This window comes from Lentihominibacter sp. (assembly GCF_046951855.1).
In the GTDB taxonomy this organism is placed as follows: domain Bacteria; phylum Bacillota; class Clostridia; order Peptostreptococcales; family Anaerovoracaceae; genus Lentihominibacter; species Lentihominibacter hominis.
On sequence record NZ_JBKTXS010000004.1, the window covers coordinates 43,373 to 62,458 of the forward strand.

The 19,086-nt window shown below is 39.1% G+C and carries 17 protein-coding genes; 10 read left to right on the plus strand and 7 right to left on the minus strand.

Translation table 11 applies throughout. The features are described from left to right. The first annotated feature begins 189 nt into the window (after positions 1-189). The 3 genes from nifJ to ACLR96_RS01980 all read left to right on the plus strand — a co-directional run bounded on the left by nifJ (position 190) and on the right by ACLR96_RS01980 (position 7,341). Positions 190-3,732: a pyruvate:ferredoxin (flavodoxin) oxidoreductase gene (gene nifJ / locus ACLR96_RS01970; protein WP_187525303.1), complete on the plus strand. Its 3,543-nt coding sequence runs from the start codon at positions 190-192 to the stop codon at positions 3,730-3,732. A 230-nt stretch (positions 3,733-3,962) separates the two neighbouring features. Further along, the gene (locus tag ACLR96_RS01975) at positions 3,963-5,681 is read left to right on the plus strand and encodes an amidohydrolase family protein (RefSeq protein WP_177270329.1); all 1,719 of its coding nucleotides are present in this window, start codon (positions 3,963-3,965) and stop codon (positions 5,679-5,681) included. 13 nt (positions 5,682-5,694) lie between these two features. Next, positions 5,695-7,341, plus strand: a complete 1,647-nt coding sequence (locus tag ACLR96_RS01980; RefSeq protein WP_177270331.1) for an amino acid permease — start codon at positions 5,695-5,697, stop codon at positions 7,339-7,341. A gap of 20 nt (positions 7,342-7,361) precedes the next feature. Here ACLR96_RS01980 and ACLR96_RS01985 read toward each other — a convergent pair whose 3' ends face one another. The 6 genes from ACLR96_RS01985 to ACLR96_RS02010 are packed head-to-tail and all read right to left on the minus strand — an operon-like array spanning position 7,362 to position 12,127. Next, on the minus strand, positions 7,362-8,303 hold the full coding sequence (locus ACLR96_RS01985; protein ID WP_177270333.1) for a helix-turn-helix domain-containing protein: 942 nt from the start codon (positions 8,301-8,303) through the stop codon (positions 7,362-7,364). Between the two features lie 20 nt (positions 8,304-8,323). Next, the gene (locus tag ACLR96_RS01990) at positions 8,324-10,735 is read right to left on the minus strand and encodes a Sua5/YciO/YrdC/YwlC family protein (protein WP_177270335.1); all 2,412 of its coding nucleotides are present in this window, start codon (positions 10,733-10,735) and stop codon (positions 8,324-8,326) included. Next, entirely contained in the window at positions 10,693-11,148 is a 456-nt protein-coding gene (gene hypB / locus ACLR96_RS01995) for a hydrogenase nickel incorporation protein HypB (RefSeq protein ID WP_412265094.1), read from the minus strand. The genes ACLR96_RS01990 and hypB overlap by 43 nt, the downstream gene beginning before the upstream one ends. Then, on the minus strand, positions 11,115-11,363 hold the full coding sequence (locus ACLR96_RS02000) for a hypothetical protein (RefSeq protein ID WP_412265091.1): 249 nt from the start codon (positions 11,361-11,363) through the stop codon (positions 11,115-11,117). Before ACLR96_RS02000 ends, hypB begins: the two co-directional genes overlap by 34 nt. A gap of 33 nt (positions 11,364-11,396) precedes the next feature. Continuing rightward, the gene (gene hypA / locus ACLR96_RS02005) at positions 11,397-11,738 is read right to left on the minus strand and encodes a hydrogenase maturation nickel metallochaperone HypA (protein ID WP_177270339.1); all 342 of its coding nucleotides are present in this window, start codon (positions 11,736-11,738) and stop codon (positions 11,397-11,399) included. A gap of 32 nt (positions 11,739-11,770) precedes the next feature. Next, on the minus strand, positions 11,771-12,127 hold the full coding sequence (locus tag ACLR96_RS02010; protein ID WP_177270341.1) for a molecular chaperone Hsp90: 357 nt from the start codon (positions 12,125-12,127) through the stop codon (positions 11,771-11,773). Positions 12,128-12,342: 215 nt separating this feature from the next. Here ACLR96_RS02010 and ACLR96_RS02015 point away from each other — a divergent pair, with 215 nt between their 5' ends. The 6 genes from ACLR96_RS02015 to ACLR96_RS02040 all read left to right on the plus strand — a co-directional run bounded on the left by ACLR96_RS02015 (position 12,343) and on the right by ACLR96_RS02040 (position 17,379). Next, positions 12,343-13,848, plus strand: coding sequence for a sodium-dependent transporter (locus ACLR96_RS02015; protein WP_177270343.1), 1,506 nt, complete (start codon positions 12,343-12,345; stop codon positions 13,846-13,848). Further along, on the plus strand, positions 13,845-13,952 hold the full coding sequence (locus ACLR96_RS02020) for a methionine/alanine import family NSS transporter small subunit (protein ID WP_177270345.1): 108 nt from the start codon (positions 13,845-13,847) through the stop codon (positions 13,950-13,952). The genes ACLR96_RS02015 and ACLR96_RS02020 overlap by 4 nt, the downstream gene beginning before the upstream one ends. 278 nt (positions 13,953-14,230) lie before the next feature. After that, positions 14,231-14,446 carry a HypC/HybG/HupF family hydrogenase formation chaperone gene (locus ACLR96_RS02025; RefSeq protein WP_177270347.1) on the plus strand — a complete coding sequence of 72 codons (216 nt, stop codon included), beginning with the start codon at positions 14,231-14,233 and terminating at the stop codon, positions 14,444-14,446. Between the two features lie 4 nt (positions 14,447-14,450). Beyond that, on the plus strand, positions 14,451-15,497 hold the full coding sequence (gene hypD / locus ACLR96_RS02030; protein ID WP_177270349.1) for a hydrogenase formation protein HypD: 1,047 nt from the start codon (positions 14,451-14,453) through the stop codon (positions 15,495-15,497). 11 nt (positions 15,498-15,508) lie between these two features. After that, the gene (gene hypE / locus ACLR96_RS02035; RefSeq protein ID WP_177270351.1) at positions 15,509-16,489 is read left to right on the plus strand and encodes a hydrogenase expression/formation protein HypE; all 981 of its coding nucleotides are present in this window, start codon (positions 15,509-15,511) and stop codon (positions 16,487-16,489) included. A gap of 20 nt (positions 16,490-16,509) precedes the next feature. Continuing rightward, on the plus strand, positions 16,510-17,379 hold the full coding sequence (locus ACLR96_RS02040; RefSeq protein WP_177270353.1) for an MBL fold metallo-hydrolase: 870 nt from the start codon (positions 16,510-16,512) through the stop codon (positions 17,377-17,379). Here the strand turns inward: ACLR96_RS02040 and deoC are convergent, their stop codons facing one another. Then, positions 17,380-18,045 (minus strand): deoxyribose-phosphate aldolase, encoded by a 666-nt coding sequence (deoC, locus tag ACLR96_RS02045; protein ID WP_177270355.1) that lies wholly within the window; start codon positions 18,043-18,045, stop codon positions 17,380-17,382. A gap of 164 nt (positions 18,046-18,209) precedes the next feature. On the opposite strand from deoC, the gene metF reads away from it, so the two are divergent. Further along, positions 18,210-19,076, plus strand: coding sequence for a methylenetetrahydrofolate reductase [NAD(P)H] (gene metF / locus ACLR96_RS02050; protein ID WP_177270357.1), 867 nt, complete (start codon positions 18,210-18,212; stop codon positions 19,074-19,076). Positions 19,077-19,086 lie beyond the last annotated feature (10 nt).

A 19,086-nucleotide genomic window follows, 5' to 3' on the forward strand; every position in this document is an offset into this window, starting at 1 on the left:
TTTCTTGTATGATTGTATTTTGCATGTATATTGTATAATTTTTGGTACACGGTTGACGGAGGGGCTGGATTAAGTTAAAATTAATGGTAATGTGCTATAATAGGAATAATTTTAAATAGCTTAATAATTGCGTGATATTAGAATTTAGATCAATAATCGTGCAATATACATAATTAAATGGAGGTAATTATGGCAAACAAAACAATGAAGACGATGGACGGTAATACGGCTGCGGCTCACGTTTCTTATGCGTTTACTGACGTGGCTTCAATTTATCCGATAACACCGTCCTCTACTATGGCTGAAGTAGTAGATGAGTGGGCTGCCTATGGAAGAAAAAATATATTCGATCAGACAGTCAAGGTAGCTGAGATGCAGTCAGAGGCGGGAGCAGCAGGTGCGGTACATGGATCGCTTGCAGCAGGTGCGCTTTCAACTACATACACAGCATCACAGGGATTATTACTTATGATTCCCAATATGTATAAGATAGCTGGAGAACTTTTACCTGGAGTTTTCCACGTTGCTGCAAGAAGTGTATCAACTCACGCTCTCTGTATTTTCGGAGATCATTCCGATGTTATGGCCTGCAGACAGACAGGGTTTGCTATGCTGGCATCAGGTTCGGTACAGGAGGTAATGGATCTGGGCGGTATCGCTCACCTTGCGGCAATTAAAGGAAGAGTTCCTTTCCTTCACTTCTTCGATGGATTCAGAACATCACATGAAGTTCAGAAGATTGAAGTTTTCAGTTATGATGACTTTAAAAAATTAGTGGACTGGGAAGCTTTGCAGGAATTCAGAGACAAGGCGCTTAATCCGGAGCATCCTGTTATCAGAGGTACAGCTCAAAACCCTGATGTTTTCTTCCAGGGAAGAGAAGCTTCCAATAAATTCTACGAAGCTGTTCCTGAGATTGTAGTGGAATACATGGATAAAGTCAGCGAAATAACAGGAAGAAGCTACAAGCCATTTGACTATGTAGGCGCTCCTGATGCTGACAGAATTATTGTTGCAATGGGTTCTGTATGTGAAACTATAGAAGAGACTATTAACCACATGAACGCTCAAGGCCAGAAGGTAGGTCTCATTAAAGTGAGACTTTACAGACCGTTTGTAAAAGAGTATTTCATGAACGTTCTTCCTGAAACGGTTAAGAAGATTGCTGTTCTTGACAGAACTAAAGAACCTGGTTCACTGGGAGAGCCGCTTTATCAGGATGTAAAGACTTTACTCTTTGATGAGGACAATGCTCCTAAGGTTTACGGCGGACGTTACGGTCTCGGTTCAAACGATACTAACCCTGGTATGATTGAAGCTGTTTATGACAATCTTAATAAAGAAAAGCCGATGAACCATTTTACGGTAGGTATAGAAGACGATGTAACTAACCTTTCACTGCCGTACACACCGGGTATCGCTATGGAGCCGGAAGGTACGATCAAGTGTAAGTTCTGGGGTCTTGGCTCTGACGGTACTGTAGGCGCTAACAAAACTGCTATTAAGATTATCGGTGATAAGACTGATATGTACGCACAAGGGTACTTTGCTTATGACTCCAAGAAGTCCGGCGGAGTTACGATTTCACATCTGAGATTTGGGGAAAAACCTATTCAGTCAACATATCTTATAAATAGAGCTGACTTTGTGGCATGCCATAATCAGGCGTATATCAGACAGTATGATATGCTTAAAGACCTGAAAGAGGGCGGTACATTCCTGATGAACTCACTGTGGTCAGATGCCGAAATGAATGAACATCTGCCTGCTAAGGTAAAGAGAGACATTGCAAACAAGAAAATTAATTTTTATGCTATAGATGCAGGTGCAATTGCCGACAGCATAGGTCTGGGAAGCAGAATCAACATGATAATGCAGGCTGCATTCTTTAAGCTTACCAATGTAATTCCTATTGATGATGCTGTTAAGTATCTTAAAGAGGGTATCGAGAAATCATACGGTAAGAAGGGTAAGAATATAGTAGATATGAACTGCGCTGCCGTAGATCAGGGAATCACAGCTATAAGAAAAGTTGAGGTTCCGGCTGACTGGGCAAATGCAGAAGATCCTGCAGGCGAGAAGGTAGAGCTGCCTGAATTCATAGAGCAGATTCTCATTCCTATGAACAAGCAGGAAGGTGATTCACTGCCTGTAAGCGCATTTGACGGAATAGAAGACGGTACGTTCCCTTCAGGAACGGCAGCTTACGAAAAGCGTGGCGTAGGAGCACACTTGCCTGAATGGAAGCCTGAAAACTGCATACAGTGTAATCAGTGTTCATTCGTATGTCCGCATGCTGCAATCAGACCAATGCTTCTTGACGATGCGGAAAAAGCTAACGCTCCTGAGGGCTTTGAGACTATCAAGGCTACAGGAAAGGGTATGGAGGGACTTCAGTACAGAATGCAGGTTTCGGCTCTTGACTGCTTAGGATGTGGAAACTGTGCCGACATTTGCCCTTCAAAGAACAAGGCTCTCGTAATGAAGCCGTTTGCAGAGGTGGAAAAGGAAAGCAAGAACTGGGATTACGGTATTAAGCTTCCGAGAAAAGAAGAGAAGGTAAATACTCATACAATCAAGGGAAGCCAGTTTGCTAAACCTTATATAGAATTCTCAGGCGCATGCGCAGGTTGCGGAGAGACTCCTTATATCAAGCTGGTAACTCAGCTCTTTGGTGACAGAATGATGATTGCCAATGCAACAGGATGTTCATCAATCTGGGGTGCTTCGGCTCCTTCAATGCCTTACTGCAAGGATGAGAACGGCAGAGGTCCTGCATGGGCAAATTCTCTGTTTGAGGATAACGCAGAGTACGGCTACGGAATGGTAATGGCAGATAAGCAGCTGAGAAATAAGCTTGAAGAAATGATGAGAGAGTTGCTTGAGCTGGATGCTGATGAAGCGCTTAAGACGGCAATGACAGAATGGATAGAATATAAGAACGATGGAAGCGAAACGAGAGAAAAGAGTGATAACGTAATCGCAGCTATCGCAAATCTTAAGTCTGATGATGCAAGAGTTAAAGAGCTTTGCGGAAAGATTATGGAGTTTAAGGATCACCTTGTTAAGAAGTCATTCTGGGCTCTCGGCGGTGATGGATGGGCTTATGATATCGGTTATGGCGGTCTTGACCACGTACTGGCATCAGGCGAAAATATCAATATTTTGGTATTCGATACAGAGGTTTACTCCAATACAGGCGGTCAGGCGTCAAAGTCAACTCCTGTAGCAGCTATAGCCAAGTTTGCGGCAGCAGGTAAGAGAGTGAAGAAGAAGGACCTTGGTCTCATGGCAATGTCATATGGATACGTATATGTAGCTCAGGTAGGAATGGGTTCCGATAAGAACCAGCTTATGAAGGCTATAATAGAGGCAGAGCAGTATGACGGACCGTCCATCATTATCGCTTACGCTCCTTGTATCAACCATGGCCTTAAGAAGGGTATGGGTAAGGCACAGGAGAACATCAAGGATGCTGTAGATTCAGGTTACTGGCATCTTTACAGATACAATCCTGAGCTTAAGGAAGAAGGAAAGAATCCGTTTATTTTAGACTCAAAAGAGCCTACAGAAAGCTTCAGAGACTTTATCATGGGGCAGGTAAGATATTCCTCACTGGCTAAGGAATTTCCTGATGTAGCGGAAAGACTCTTTGAAATGACGGAAGAAAACGCTAAGTCTAAGTACTACACTTATAAAGAATTAGCTGATAGAGATAAGGCATTGCTGTAACATCATAAAAAATCAGATGATTGCAGAAATCCATTAATTAAAAGTATAAAAAACGACGTTTTATCATGTGATAAGACGTCGTTTTTTATTTCAGAAAGTAGTCGAATTCTTATGAAAATAACTGATTTTTTAAGATAAAAAGAGTCTTTAAATTTTTTTATCGTAAATATATCATAAAATAAAAAATCAGATAATTCTAAATAAAATCATTAGATTGTGGAGGTACCTTTATGTATGCGGATTTGGCTTTAATAAATGGAAAAGTATACTCTCCCATTGCAGGAGAGGAGATTTTGAGAGGAGAAGCTGTGTTGGTAAAGGAAGGGATAATAAAGAAAGTATGCAGTAATGAAGAAGCTTATGAATACATCGATAAATATACAGAAGTAATTGACTGTAAAGGGAATTCTGTATTGCCAGGACTTTGCGATGCACATTGCCATCCTAATTGGGCGGCCGGGATATTTGAATCATGTCAGCTTTTTGATATAGATGGAAGTGAAAAAGAATATAGCAATGATGTAATAAAGAGATATCTGGAGAGGATAAAAGAGTATTTGGATAAAAATAAAGAAGCATATGTGATAAGGGGAACGGGATGGAATAGAGCATTTTTTTCAGGAGTATGCAAAGAACCTCGATGGCCTACACGTCACGATTTGGATAAAGTTTGTAAGGATAAGCCATTGGTGATGGAGTCATATTGTCAGCATGTATTATGGGTTAATACGAAGGCGATAGAATTATCGGGATTATCCGAGAAAACCATATCTCCTAAATCAGGAGGATTTACAAGGGAAAAATCAGGATATCCGGCAGGTATATTTTTTGAAATGGAAGCACAGGACTTAATAAAAGAAAATTTACCCGGATATGACTATTCGGTAGAACAATATAAAAATACTATCTTGAGATTCCAAGAAGAGTTGGCTAATCCGTATGGAGTAACATTGATAAATGACTGCTTGCATACAAAAAATGCTGCAGATGCTTATAAACAGTTGGCAGAGGAAGGGAGGCTTACGTTTAGAGCAAGGGGTGTATATCATTTCAATGATTGCCGTGACTTAACTCAAATAGATGATATTAAGAAAGATATTGGTAAATATGATGTAAATGATATGTTTCAGATAAACACGATAAAAATTTTTGCGGAAGGAGAATTCATGACTTTGCAGCCATATGAAGAAAAGTTTTTGAAAGAACAGAATCTTTCGGATGGATATTGCGGAAAAGCTTTTTATGATGACGCTGTAATTATGAAGGCAGTAACCGAGGCAATGAAAACCGGATTGCAGATACATATACATGCTATGGGAGATCGTGCGGTGAGACAAGCAGTCAAGAGTATAGTTTATGGACAGAATATAACAAATATAAGGAAAAGAAATGTGATAGCTCATTTAATGATTGTCAGCGAAGAGGACATGAGAATGATGGGAAATAATGATATTATTGCCAACTGCCAGCCGCGATGGATGATATATGATTCAGATGCAGATGAGTTTTATCAAAAAATTTTTGGGAGAGAACGGACTCTTAGATGTTATCCTAATGGGAGTTTGCTTGACTCAGGCTGTGTAGTTTCATATGGAACTGATTTTCCCGTAACACCTCCGCCTAATCCTTTTCATGGGATACAGTGCGCAGTAACAAGAAGTGTTTTTGTAGGAGATAGTAAAGAATATGAAAAATATAAAGGCTATGTTCTCGGGCCGGAAAATAATCCGGCAAAGGAGTGCGTATCTTTGAGACAGGCCGTAAAGAGTAGTTCATGGAGCGGAGCATACCAGATGTTCACGGAAGATATTACAGGAAGTGTTGAGGAAGGAAAATCGGCGGAGCTGATTGTTCTGGATAGGGATATAGAACAGTGTTCTGCGGATGAGCTTTATGATATCAAAGTGAATGCGACGGTATTCAAAGGGAAAGTTGTTTATTCATCATAGGAAAGGAGAAAAAATGGAACATAATAATTCTGTAAATATCGTTCGCGGAGTTGACGGGCTGAAAAAAAGAAAAATGAGTGTATGGGCAATAGCATTTATTATTTACTGCATGACAGCAGCCGGAGCATTCGGAATCGAAGCAATGATACCATCATGTGGTCCGGGAATGACTATTGTGATTCTTGCCGTGCTGCCAATAGTATGGGTAATACCAATATGCCTTGCAGTGTCAGAGCTGTCAGCATTCATGCCTGAAGAAAGTGGGATGTATGTATGGACAAAAGAAGCCTTCGGAGAGGCGTGGGGATTCTGCATGGGCTGGTGGGGCTCTTTATCAGTTTATCTTGGTATGGCTTCATATGTAGTTCTGGTTGTGGGGTATGTAGAGAAATTTATAGATTTGAGCCCGACAGCGGCTATGTGTATCAAAATGGGAATGGTATTGATATTTACTTTGGTTAATTTGTTGGGGATAAAAGAGGTTGGGATTATAAGTACTGTTTTTTCTGCTATAATACTTGCGGCATTTGCTCTTGTTACGGTAGTTGGGTTTGCTAACTGGAATTATAATCCGGTGAGCCCCTTTATTCCGGAAGGACAGGGAATTCTTGAAAGTATAGGGACAGGTCTTTGCATAGGAATATGGATGTATTGCGGGTATGCCGTTGTTTCAAATATGGCGGGTGAAATAGAGAACCCTAAGGTGATTCCAAAGGCATTCAAAATCATAATACCGATAATAGCTTTAAGCTATATATTGCCCACCTTAGCGGGTTTATGTTCTTTAGGCAATTGGCAGCTTTGGGGAATAGATACAGGTAATGGGGGATTTGACTATGCCAGTGTTTTAACCTCTAATATAGGAAAGGGATGGGGAGTGGTATTTCTCATATGTGCGATAATTGCTCAATGCGGCATATTTAACTCATATATAGCTGCAGGTTCAAGAAGTTTCTTTGTTTTAGGAGATGACAGATTGTGTCCGCATTTTCTTACTAAGCTGTCAAAAAAGAGAAAAATTCCATATTGGCCTATATTAATATTAGCGGCTGTAACAATGATGCTGATGAATCTGGATTTTTCAATGTTGCTTACTATAATAGCTCCTCTGGGACTGATTTGTTATGTAGTGCTTGCTTTTGTATTTGTAAAAATGCGAAGGAAGTATCCTGTGAAAAACAGGGGAGATGTATATTATGCAAAAGGCGGAAAAGTTATAGAGGTTTATATAGTTGTATGCCCGATACTGGTAGGGATATTGGCATTGCTTGTCAATGGCACAGAGTATTTTCTTATAGGATTTATTTCAATAATATCGGGTATGGTGTTTTATGTAATATTTAAATTTTTTTATGGAGGCATGGCCAAATGTGATCCCAAGAAATATCCTTTGAATGAGAAAACAAGGCTGGCTAAAGGAGATTCTGTGAGGATAGGGATTTTTTTCATGCTGTTTGGGATACTGCTTATTATAGGAGGGTTTTTCCTAAACTGGTACGAGGGGGATTACGGCGCAGAATATTATATGACAATGTATGGATCGGGTGTAATGAGTGATTTTAAGCTAATGATAAGCATTGCGAAGATAGGTGGTTTAATACTGACTTTAGGTGGAACGATTTTGTATATTGTAGGAAAGAAAAAAGATCCTATAATATAAAAATGAAAAAGGCAAGTTGTTTATTTCAGCAACTTGCTTTTTAAGTATTCACAAATTTTTTTTTCGATTAAAGGCAGAGATTCTTCCGGGGAAAAATAATAAAAGTCATTTTGAATAAGTGAATTTTCATGACTTTTTTTTCTATGCTGGAAGGGCGTTGTTTTCCAAAACTCTTTAAAATATTTATGAAGATATTTCTTGGAAGAAAAGCCGCAGATGTCGGAAATCTCTTGTATAGGCAGATCTGTTTTCAGTAAAAGTTTCTCTGCTTCAAAACAACGTATATAGTTGAGCATTTTCGTGAACGAATGAAAGGATGTTCTTTTTAGAAACTGAGAAAAATAATTTTCGTTGATATATTCGTTTTGAGCGATCTGAGAAAGTGTTATTTTTTCGTTATAGTGTTTTTGTACATAAGAAAGTATACGGTCAAGCCTGTTTTTAAATTTTTTGCTGTCTTCAGATGTGAATGTTTCGATAGAAAACCAAGTAAAGTAATTTACGACCAGATCTAAAAGGATATTGGCTATCTTGTTATATGATTCTGTAAAATGTGTATCGCGGGATGCATAAATATATGAGGCTGTAAGAAGGGCTTCATATATTTTCTGTAAATGTGGTATATGATGAGGCTTACATAGTTTGGTAGCACATGAAAAATACATGTATTTGATTTTCTCCCATGGATATATACAGTTTTTTATATCTATGTGAAACAGCAAAATAATATTGTCGGAATCAGCTTGTATAGAATGAAAATTTTCGTGTTCTATGAGAACTACTTCACCTTCATTGAGTATCATATGCTCATGGGCTATGTTGAAAACAGCGCTGCCTGAAAGACAATAAGCGAATTCTATGGCATTTTCATGACAGTGAAGGTTATAATTTCTTATATTTGCGATTGCGATATTTACAGGTGTTCCTGCTATATAACGGAGGCGTTCATTTTTTGTATACATTATATTTTCCTTTTGTATCATCATTTTTTTAGAAGGTCTTGTATTTCATGCATTGCCACATAGGCCTGCCCCAATGCAATACCTCCATCGTTAGGGCTTACTGAAATATTATAATATGGTATGAAGCCGCAGTCTCTTAATTTCTCAAGTACGCCTTCCATGAGAATTTTGTTTTGGAAAGTACCTCCGGTAAGAACTATTTGTGAAAGACCATATTTTTTACGTGTTGCAATACATTGATTTACGATGGCATCAATGACTTTGTTGTGAAATTGTAGTGCGAGGTCGGAAACAGTATCGACTCTGGGATGTTTTTTTGCAAATGAAGCAGCATCTTCAAGCATAACGGCGCATTGGCCTTCGTAGTCATTGTGGTTTTTTATTCCCAGCAAAGCAGATACCCCATCGAAAAGCCTTCCCATGCTGGAACTGCGAACTGTATTGACTCCGGAATTCAAAGCGGCGGTTATAAGTTTTGAGTCAGGTTGGTCTAATAAACTTTTTCTGCCAAAAGATATTATGTCAGAAATATCTATTGTTATATCTTTGCAGTGGCCTTCAACGGAAGGATTATTTTTAAGATATCCGTTATCGTATGCATGAATATAACTGATAGCTGAGCGTCTTGCATCTCTTACAGATGAGTCGCCTCCTATCATATCTACATATTTCAAATGGGCAATTCTTTTGGCTTTTGATTTATGGCATATGAATATTTCTCCACCCCATATACATCCGTCAGTACCATATCCTGTACCATCGAAACTTATCCCTATAACCGGTTGTGACAGATTGTTTTCAGCCATTACCGAAGCAACATGAGCGTGGTGGTGCTGAACTCTTATCAACGGCAGATTATAAGTTTTAGCGTAATTTTCGGCAAAACCTGTTGTGTAATAGAGCGGATGCATATCACAAACGACTGCATTGGGTTTTATTCTGAAAAGCCCGCAAAATCTGTCGATATTTTCACTGTACAGATTCTGGTTTTCAACAGTATCCATGTCTCCGAAAAACTGGCTCATATAAACGAAATTTTCTTTGGTAACAGCGAAAGAATTTTTCAGCTGGCTGCCGGATGCAAGGATCATAAGAGGATCAGTGCTGTTTTTAACATTTTTTAATTTTTTGGCGATATTGCTGTCTGATACAGGAGATGAATTGGTATCAGGGTGATTCTGATGAAAATTTATAGCGAAATCATTGTTATTGTTTTTTGTGTCTGAAATATCGATATAAAGCGGGACAGGGGCATAACCTTTTGACCTTCTTATCATCTGAGGCTGGCCATCTATAACGCGTACTACAGAATCATCTGCTCGGACTCTTATCTGGCGAGCATTATATATCATACCGTCTATAAGAGGGTTTTCATTCATCATCTCAATCATTTCGCCTTCATCTTTTATCATAGGCATATCTGAAATATTGGCACTGGTAAATATGAGAGGACTTATACGGTCAAGGAGTATATATTGAGCGGCGAAGCTTGGCAGAAAGCTGCCTATGAAGCGGCTTTTTTTTATTTCTTCATACGGAAGTTCTTTATGTTCCAGCAGTATTATAGGGCGAGCTGAAGAATTCAGAAGTTTTTCCTCAATATCGTCTATGCTACAGTAATTTTTAACTTGATCAACATCTCTGAACATCACTGCGAAAGGTTTTGATTCCCGATTTTTGATATGTCTGAGTTTTGCAGTAGCTTTATCATTAAAAGGGTCAGCAAGGAGATTATAGCCTCCGACGCTTTTAAATGCTATTATACCGCCATTTTTTAATATTTTCGAGGCATTGTCCAGTATTTCACTATCACCTTCTAAATTTGATATTACAGTGTCTGAGGCATTGGGATTTTCCTTCCATAAAAGCTGCGGTCCACAGTTGTGGCAGGATATAGTCTGGGCATGATATCTCCTGTCGTGAAGATCTGTGTATTGATTTTTACAGAAACTGCACATAGAAAAATCCATCATAGCTGTATTTTCTCTGTCATAAGGTATTTTATCTATGATGGTGTACCTTGGTCCGCATATCATGCAGCTTATAAAAGGATGCTGATAGCGTGGATCTGTTTTGGTGTAAAGTTCGCGGAGACAATCAGGGCATATAGCCAGATCTGCCGGAAGCATAGCTGCCTCATTATCTCCTCTGTCACTTTTGATAATGGTGAAAGTATCGAAATCACAATATTTAATAGGTTCGCGTTTGATGTGAACAATTTCTGCAGGTGCAGGTTTGCTGCGGACAAGTTCATCTATGAATGAAGATATACGAAGGGGTGTATCTGTTACGGTTATTTCCACCAGGCCGCCTATATTCAGAACTTGCCCCTTCATATTGAACTTATCGGCTATTTTTGCGACATATGGTCTGAATCCTACTCCTTGGACTATTCCCCAGAGTTTAATTCTTTCGCTTTGTTTTGCAGCCACTTAGCTACCTCCTCGTAACCTTCGCCAGTCTTTCCCGAAACTTTGAATACGGGAACATTCTTGTTGAGTGCTCTTACACCCTTCATAAAATATTCTTCATCAAAATCCAGATATGGTACCAGGTCAATTTTGTTAAGGAGGATTATATCTGCTTTTTCAAATGCCAGAGGATATTTATAGGGTTTGTCGCTTCCTTCAGTAACAGTGGAAATCAGCATCATTATATGTTCACCTATGGTGAATTCTGCAGGGCATACAAGATTGCCGATATTTTCGATAAAGAGGATGCCCGGTTCGCTAAACGCTATATGTTCTGTGGCGTGTTGCACAAGAGGAGCATCAAGATGGCATTCGCCGTGAGTATTGATCTGATGAGTTTCTATTCCAAGTGAATTGAGATCTTTGGTATCGATATCAGACTCTCTATATCACCTTCGATTACATATGGTTTGATGTCCAGATGTTTGGCTAAATTCTTCAGTGTAGTGGTTTTGCCTACTCCCGGTGCACCCATTTCATTTACTACTAATATACCGTGAGCAGTCATATGCTCATTGACATGTCCGGCTATGTGATCATTTTCATCTAATATGCCTTCCATTACGTTTATTTTTTTTATGTCATGCATTTTTATTCCCTCCGCTGTATTTGCTTAAATAATCTATTCTATTTCTATGCTTTCGATGTAAAACTCCTTGCCTATTTCGGTAGGTTCTCCTTGCTCTCCGCATTTTGGGCATTCAAAGGACATGGGCTTTTTTTCGAAAAGCTCTCCGCAGTGCGGACATTTGAGCTTGGGTTTTATATGGTTTATGTTTACAAGAGCACCTTCGCATATAGTATCCTGAGCTATTATATCAAAATACATCTGGACAGATTCACCTACGTATCCGGAATAGTCTCCAATCACAAGATTTACTGTTGTTACTTTTTTTCCGCCGGATTTTTTGCAGTGATCTGTGGCTATTTTTATTATTTGTTCTGTTATTGGATATTCATGCATATCAGTATTTTCCCCATAAAAGTAAAATAGATTTAAAGCATTTCATTTTTTCTGTCCAGTATATCGGAAACAATCAAGCATGCAGGGCAGTCGCAGTATTTGGCGCCGTTGGCCTTTATCTGTATGGCATGTTTTTCTATGCTTGATGCATTATCAGCTCCGAAATATTCCTTCCCTTTTTCAGAACTCGCAAAATTTATGAGATTATCTATAGGCATGATATCTGCTTCAAGCTCAGCAATGTATCTTATGGTTTCTTCCTTTTCGTTATCGGTTCCGACTGCATTGAGCCATCTTTCTGCAGATTCTTTTGTTTCTGCACTGCAAGTAGGAGCGTTTATAAGTTCGTGAGTTTTTTTGACAATATAGTCTAAAGTTTCTTTTTTCATAAATTAAGAACACCTTCTTTCTTTTTTATGTAATATTATATCATGTTCATAAGGGTCTGTACAATTATGTAAATGGTCATCGAGGGAAATTTTGATCGGATAATCTTTGAATATATTGACATTTCCTGCTTTGTCAATATATAATTATTGGACACATTACGTGATGATTATGTGGTTGTTGTCATCATTATTTTTTTTGAGGAGAGTGAAATATTTTGAGAGACCAATGGAATAACAAGCTGGGCTTTTTAATGGCGGCTATAGGCTCGGCAGTAGGACTGGGGAATTTGTGGAGATTCCCGTATGTTGCAGCTACCAACGGAGGCGGAGCATTTTTGATTCCGTATTTTTTTGCTATTATTACGGCCGGTATACCTATTTTGATTCTGGAATATACTATGGGAAAGACATACAGAGGAGGAGCTCCGGTTACTTGGGCAAGGATTAATCGTAAGTTCGAGTGGATCGGATGGTTTCAGGTAATGGTGGCGTTTGTCATAGGGACATATTATTTCGCTATCATTGTATGGGTACTCAGTTACATAGGATTTTCGTTTACACAGGCGTGGGGCGCTGATCCTTCCGGATTTTTTATGGAATATCTGGGTCTTACGGACAGTGCTTTGAACTTTGGAGGGATCAGAACTAATTTGATACTGCCGTTTATAATAATATGGGCTATTGTCGCCTTTGTTATGTATAAAGGTGTGAGCAAGGGAATAGAGATGATATGCAGGATATGTCTGCCTATATTATTTGTTCTTACTCTTGTGCTTGTAATACGGGGAATAACTTTGCCCGGAGCTGTTGATGGACTTGAATATATGTTTAAGCCTGACTGGGAGGCGCTTAAGGATCCGGGAGTATGGGTAGCTGCTTACGGTCAGATTTTTTACAGTCTGTCTATAGGCTTTGCTATAATGTTGGCGTATGCCAGTTACTTACCGCGAAAAACAGATGTGGTAAACAGTGCGTTTATAACAGCTACAGCGAATCATGGATTCGAAGTATTTGCAGGTATTGGAGTTTTCAGTATTATGGGATTTATGGCCATGCAGCAAGGCGTTTCGGTAGAGGAAGTGGCATCATCGGGCATAGGATTGGCGTTTATGACGTTCCCGACAGCTATAAGCGAACTTCCCGCTCTGAACGCATTGTTTGGAATCTGTTTCTTCGGAGCGCTGCTTACAGCAGGGATAACGTCAATGGTATCGATCCTTCAGGCAGTTGTTTCGGGCTTCCATGATAAATTTGATATAGAGCATAAAAAAGCTGTGACTATTGTTCTTGTTCCGACATTTGTTATCAGCATACTGTTTATTACAGGAGCCGGAATGAATATACTTGATATAGTCGATGCCTTTATCAATAATATAGGTGTTGCATCAGGCGGAGTTATAGAAGTGATTCTTATCACGAGATTCTTTAACCCCGAGAAACTACGTAAAGAGGCCAATGAGTTTTCTAATTTCAGTATAGGTCAGTGGTGGACATACTCTCTGAGAATTGTAACGACGATAGTTCTGGGAGTAATGTTGTTTCTTAATACAAAGGATTTTATTGTTAATGGATACGGTAATTATTCATCTGCTGATGTAAATGTTTTTGGATGGGGATGTATATTGTTTGTCGTTGTTCTTGCAGATTTTCTTACAACAATGAAAGGCAAGGAAGGATATGCGGACCTTGATAAAATCTCACAAAAGGAGGCAGCGAAATGAGTACAAGCGCAATCATTTTGATGGTGATCGGATGTGTTGGATTATGGGGAGGTTTCGCAGTATCGTGCGCCATAGCGTTTAAACACAGTAAAAAAGAAAAATAGTTTCATGGTAAGTGGATTTTAATTCTGACAGTTTTGATACACTCGGTATATAAGTATACCGAGTGTTTTTGTTATACAGTAAGTATGTCAAAAATCGTTTAAATCTCAAAGATCGAGAAAATAAATATAAATATTTTTCAGAAGAGTATTTCTGTGCAATTGGTAATAAATATAAGGTCCGAATGTGTTTACGAATCATGCAAATAATTGTATAATGATGAAGGTTTGGAAAATCATATTAAGGGATCTGATGTTTTCTGATCCCTGAGGAGGAAAATATGTGTATAGCTATACCCGGAAGGGTTATGGAGCTTTCAGACGGTAAAGCAAAAGTAGATTTTAACGGAAATACGGTTGATGTAAATACAGGGCTTGTGGAACCTAAAGTGGGGCAGTATGTACTGGTACACGCGGGCTGTGCCATAGAAGTTATGGAACAGGACAAGGCTCAGGAATTGATAGAGTTGTTTACCGAACTGGAGGAATTACAGTAAAATAATGGATATAAAAGAGATAATTGATTATCTGAAGGCGTATGACGGTAAAAAGTTGAAAATAATGGAAGTATGTGGGACTCATACGGCGGCTATATTTAAAAACGGCATAAGGAGCTTGATATCAGACAGAATAAAGCTGATATCAGGACCGGGCTGTCCTGTATGTGTTACGCCTACAGCATATATAGACAGATGTATAGAGTATGCGTCAAAAGAAAACCATACACTGCTTACGTTTGGGGATATGATGAAAGTACCGGGGGAAAAAGGCAGCCTGTCAGAGGTGAAAGGAAATGGCAATGTGAATATACAGATAATGTATTCACCTTTTGAAGCTATAGATAAGGCAAAAGCAAATCCGGATATCACATATGTTATAGCTGCGGTAGGGTTTGAGACTACTGCGCCTGCATATGCTCTGATGATAAAGGAAGCTCGCCGGGAGGGTATAGAGAATATAAAACTGGTTACAGCTTTAAAAAAGGCTATACCAGCTTTACAGTGGATATGTGAAAACCAAGAGGATGTGGATGGTTTTATATGTCCAGGTCATGTGAGCGTTATAACAGGTAGCCGTGTTTATGAACCTTTGGCCCGATGTTATAATAAGCCTTTTGTGGTAGCGGGTTTTGAAGCTGAACATATACTGGCAGCCATATATAGGATTGTAAGACAACTGGAAAGCGGTGAGGCTAAAGCAGAGAACCTTTATAAAAACGCAGTGAAACAGAGCGGCAATGAAAAGGCGGTAGAAGTCATGGAATACGCTTTTGAAGAAGGTCCGGCTATGTGGCGGGGTCTTGGTATAATAGAAGATTCGGGACTGTATCTTACAGGACCGTTCAGCCGGTATGACGGGGGCAGCAGAGATCTGTATGAAGATATGGAGCTTCCTTCAGAATGTCGATGCGGTGATGTGATAGTAGGAAGAATGAATCCGGATCAATGCCCTATGTTTGGAAAAAAGTGCAGTCCTATGAATCCTTTCGGACCTTGTATGGTTTCATCCGAGGGAGCATGTGGCATATGGTACAGGAATGTTCATTAAGGAGAATTGCGATGAAAATAACTATGGCTCACGGAAGCGGAGGTAAATCTTCTGCTCAGCTTATGAGCGATATATTCGGAAAATATTTTAAAAATGAGATTTTGGACAGAATGGAGGATGCGGCAGTTCTTGATGTAAGCGGTAAAATTGCGTGCAGCACTGATTCATTCGTAGTTACACCGCTGATATTCAGCGGCGGGGATATAGGCAAGCTGTGTGTATGCGGCACAGTCAATGATCTTCTGATGATGGGTGCAGTTCCAAAGTATATAACATGCGGTTTTATCATGGAGGAAGGGCTTGAAACGGGGCTTCTTGATAAAATAGTGGAGTCTATGGCAAGACAGGCTCGTGAAGCCGGTGTTGTTATAGTTGCAGGAGATACAAAGGTTATTGAAGGAAACGGGGGGCTGTATATAAATACGACAGGCATCGGTGAGATACCGGCCGGAAGAAATGTCAGCAGCAGCAACTGTGAACCGGAAGACGTGGTGATAGTGTCAGGAAACCTCGGAGATCATCATGCGTGTATATTGAGCCATAGAATGGAGATTGAAAACCATATAAAAAGCGATTGTGCAGCTTTAAATGACGTTGTGGACAGTCTTTTTGAAAACAGTATAAATGTTAAAACGATGAGAGATGTTACAAGAGGAGGACTTGGTACGGTTCTCAACGAAATTGCCGATAGTTCGGGATGCATGATAGAATTGAATGAAGAAAGTATTCCCGTAGATGATGAGGTAAGAGGATTCTGTGACATCCTTGGTCTTGATCCTCTATATATGGGAAACGAGGGCAAAATGATAGCAGTCGTTTCGGGAAAGGATGCAGATAAAGCTCTTGAGGCTATTAGAAACACGAAGCATGGAAAAAATGCTGAGATTATAGGAACTGTGAAAACGGGGAGCGGAGCTTATATAAAAACAAGACTGGGAGCCACCAGAAGGTTTGATGTGCTTTACGGAGAGGGACTCCCGAGAATATGTTAAATCAAGGAGAGATCTGAGGTATGAGGCTTAAACAAGTAGGGGAGAAGACATATTATATTGAACATGATACCAATATAGGCGTATATATGACAGGCAGGGACAGAGTATGTCTGATAGATACAGGTTCCAAAGGGGACGGAGAGAGCATAGATGAGATCATAAGCAATCAGGGATGGTCTGTGGATTATATAATAAATACCCATACTCATATAGATCATCTTGGAGGCAATGAGTATCTCATGAAAAAATATCATATTCCTGCATATTGTACGGAATATGATATGGCTTTTGCGCATTATTCAGATCTGGAGGCTGCCTATATGAATGGAGGATATCCATGCAGGAGACTTCGCAATATATTTTCTCATCCCGGGATGATAGGATTTGAGTCTATTGAAAGAAATCACTTGGAAGGCATAAGCTGGATATATCTTCCGGGGCATACATTTGGAATGATAGGATTGAAAACTTCCGATGACATCTGGTTTTTGGCTGATTCATATCTCAGCAGAAAATATCTGCAAAAACGAAGTTTCGGATATCTTTATGATGTAGAAGGATATTTGAATACACTGAAATGCATAAAAACTCTTGAGGGAGTCCTTTTTATACCGGCCCATGGTGTAGCTGAAAAGGATATAACAGAGATATCAGATTTGAATACAGCCAATATAATGAAAATGATTGGAATGATAAAAGATATATGTACCGAGTATATGTCTATTGACGGTATTCTGAAAAAAATGTATGAAAAAATGGGCATGAGATCAACTGTTTCTCAGCATGCGTTGCTTTCATCTACAGCAAAAAGTTATATAACTTATCTTCAGGATAGAGATGAGCTTGAATGTAGATTCATAGACAATATAATGATGTGGAAAGCTAAGTGATCATTTTTTGTTAAGATAATCTTTCATGATAGAGACTGAAGCGCTGCATCCAAGTCTGTCGGCGCCGGCTTCTATCATTTTTAATGCATCTTCAAGAGTTTTGATGCCTCCGGAAGCCTTGACCTTTACATTGTCTGAAGAAGATTTTGCCATCAGTTCAACGTGATGTGGGTAGGCTCCTCCTTCGCTGAAGCCTGTGGAAGTTTTTACAAAATCAACTCCTGTTGATGAGGCTATTTCGCATGCCTTTATGATCTCATCATTTGAAAGAAGGCATGTTTCAAGGATAACTTTGATCTGTGCGTTTTGTTTATGACACAGATCTGACAGCATAGACAGTTCATTTTCTATATAGTCATATCGGCAGTCTTTCAATGCACCGATGTTTATGACAATATCTATTTCATTTGCTCCATCTGAAAGAGCGTTTTCTATTTCGAAAGCTTTGGCTTCAGTAGTCATAGCGCCGAGAGGAAATCCGGCTACTGAGGTTATTTTTACATGGGTATTTTTAAGATTTTCGGCGGCAGTTTTTACGTAACAGCTATTGATACATACGGAAGCAAAGTCATATTCAGCGGCTTCTTTGCAGAGTTTTTTTATATCCGCTTGTGTTGATTCAGGTTTTAAAAGTGTATGATCAAAGTATTTGCTGAACTTTTTCATGTCAATATCCTCTTTTCTCTTGTTATAATGGTCTATGTAGTATATCATAATTGCTAAAACATTGCATTGCTTTATATTAGCATGTATAATATATTGTTAAATAATGACCGGTAAAATATGTTTTTATCAGCATTTTAAATAAAAAAATATAGGAAGTGATTATTATGAAAATACCTGAAATGTTTCAGCAAAAAAAACCTGTTTTTTCTATGGAGATTTTTCCTCCGAAAAAAAAGGCTAATATAGATTCGATTTATGAAACTGTAGAAAAACTGAAAGTGTGTGATCCTGATTTTATAAGTGTTACGTATGGGGCCGGTGGGAGTATGACGGACAATTATACATGTGAAATAGCATCCAATATTAAGAAGCGATTCGGCATAGAGACTCTGGCACATTTAACATGCATAAATTCATCCAGAGAAGATGTTAAAGAGATGATAGGGCGCTTTCAAGCGGCCGATATAAAAAATGTTCTTACCTTGAGAGGAGATATTGTTCCGGATCAGGATATAAAGAAGGATTTTCATCACGCTAATGAGCTGGCTATAGAGGTGCAGAGAAAATGCAATGACGATCTTGAGATCTTAGGCGCATGTTATCCTGAGGGTCATTATGAGAGCAAGTCTTTGGATGAGGATATTCAGAATCTTAAATATAAGATAGGCGCCGGAGTAAAGGTTTTGATATCTCAGCTTTTCTTTGATAATCAGCTTTTTTATGAATTTGTTGGGAAAGCCAGAATGATGGGGATAAATGTACCTGTATCAGCGGGGATAATGCCTATAATAAACTCAAGGCAAATAGAGAGAACGGTCGCTCTCAGCGGGGCGAGTCTTCCTCATGATTTTACAAAGATGATAGGTCTTTATGAAAATAAGCCGGAAGAACTCTTTGAGGCAGGTATTCAGTATGCGTCGGATCAGATAAGAGATCTGATAAAAAGCGGAGTGGATGGGATACATCTTTATATAATGAATAATCCTAAAGTAGCTTTGAGAGTTTATGACAATATAAAGGATCTTTTATAAGGTATTAAGC

Coding starts and splice junctions, on each gene's coding strand:
- nifJ (WP_187525303.1), top strand. CDS start 190: ATGGCAAACAAAACAATGAAGACGATGGACGGTAATACGGCTGCGGCT.
- hypA (WP_177270339.1), bottom strand. CDS start 11,738: ATGCATGAATATCCAATAACAGAACAAATAATAAAAATAGCCACAGAT.
- metF (WP_177270357.1), top strand. CDS start 18,210: ATGAAAATACCTGAAATGTTTCAGCAAAAAAAACCTGTTTTTTCTATG.
- hypD (WP_177270349.1), top strand. CDS start 14,451: ATGGATATAAAAGAGATAATTGATTATCTGAAGGCGTATGACGGTAAA.
- hypE (WP_177270351.1), top strand. CDS start 15,509: ATGAAAATAACTATGGCTCACGGAAGCGGAGGTAAATCTTCTGCTCAG.
- ACLR96_RS01975 (WP_177270329.1), top strand. CDS start 3,963: ATGTATGCGGATTTGGCTTTAATAAATGGAAAAGTATACTCTCCCATT.
- ACLR96_RS02020 (WP_177270345.1), top strand. CDS start 13,845: ATGAGTACAAGCGCAATCATTTTGATGGTGATCGGATGTGTTGGATTA.
- ACLR96_RS01980 (WP_177270331.1), top strand. CDS start 5,695: ATGGAACATAATAATTCTGTAAATATCGTTCGCGGAGTTGACGGGCTG.
- ACLR96_RS02000 (WP_412265091.1), bottom strand. CDS start 11,363: ATGCATGACATAAAAAAAATAAACGTAATGGAAGGCATATTAGATGAA.
- deoC (WP_177270355.1), bottom strand. CDS start 18,045: ATGAAAAAGTTCAGCAAATACTTTGATCATACACTTTTAAAACCTGAA.
- ACLR96_RS02040 (WP_177270353.1), top strand. CDS start 16,510: ATGAGGCTTAAACAAGTAGGGGAGAAGACATATTATATTGAACATGAT.
- ACLR96_RS01985 (WP_177270333.1), bottom strand. CDS start 8,303: ATGTATACAAAAAATGAACGCCTCCGTTATATAGCAGGAACACCTGTA.
- ACLR96_RS02010 (WP_177270341.1), bottom strand. CDS start 12,127: ATGAAAAAAGAAACTTTAGACTATATTGTCAAAAAAACTCACGAACTT.
- ACLR96_RS02025 (WP_177270347.1), top strand. CDS start 14,231: ATGTGTATAGCTATACCCGGAAGGGTTATGGAGCTTTCAGACGGTAAA.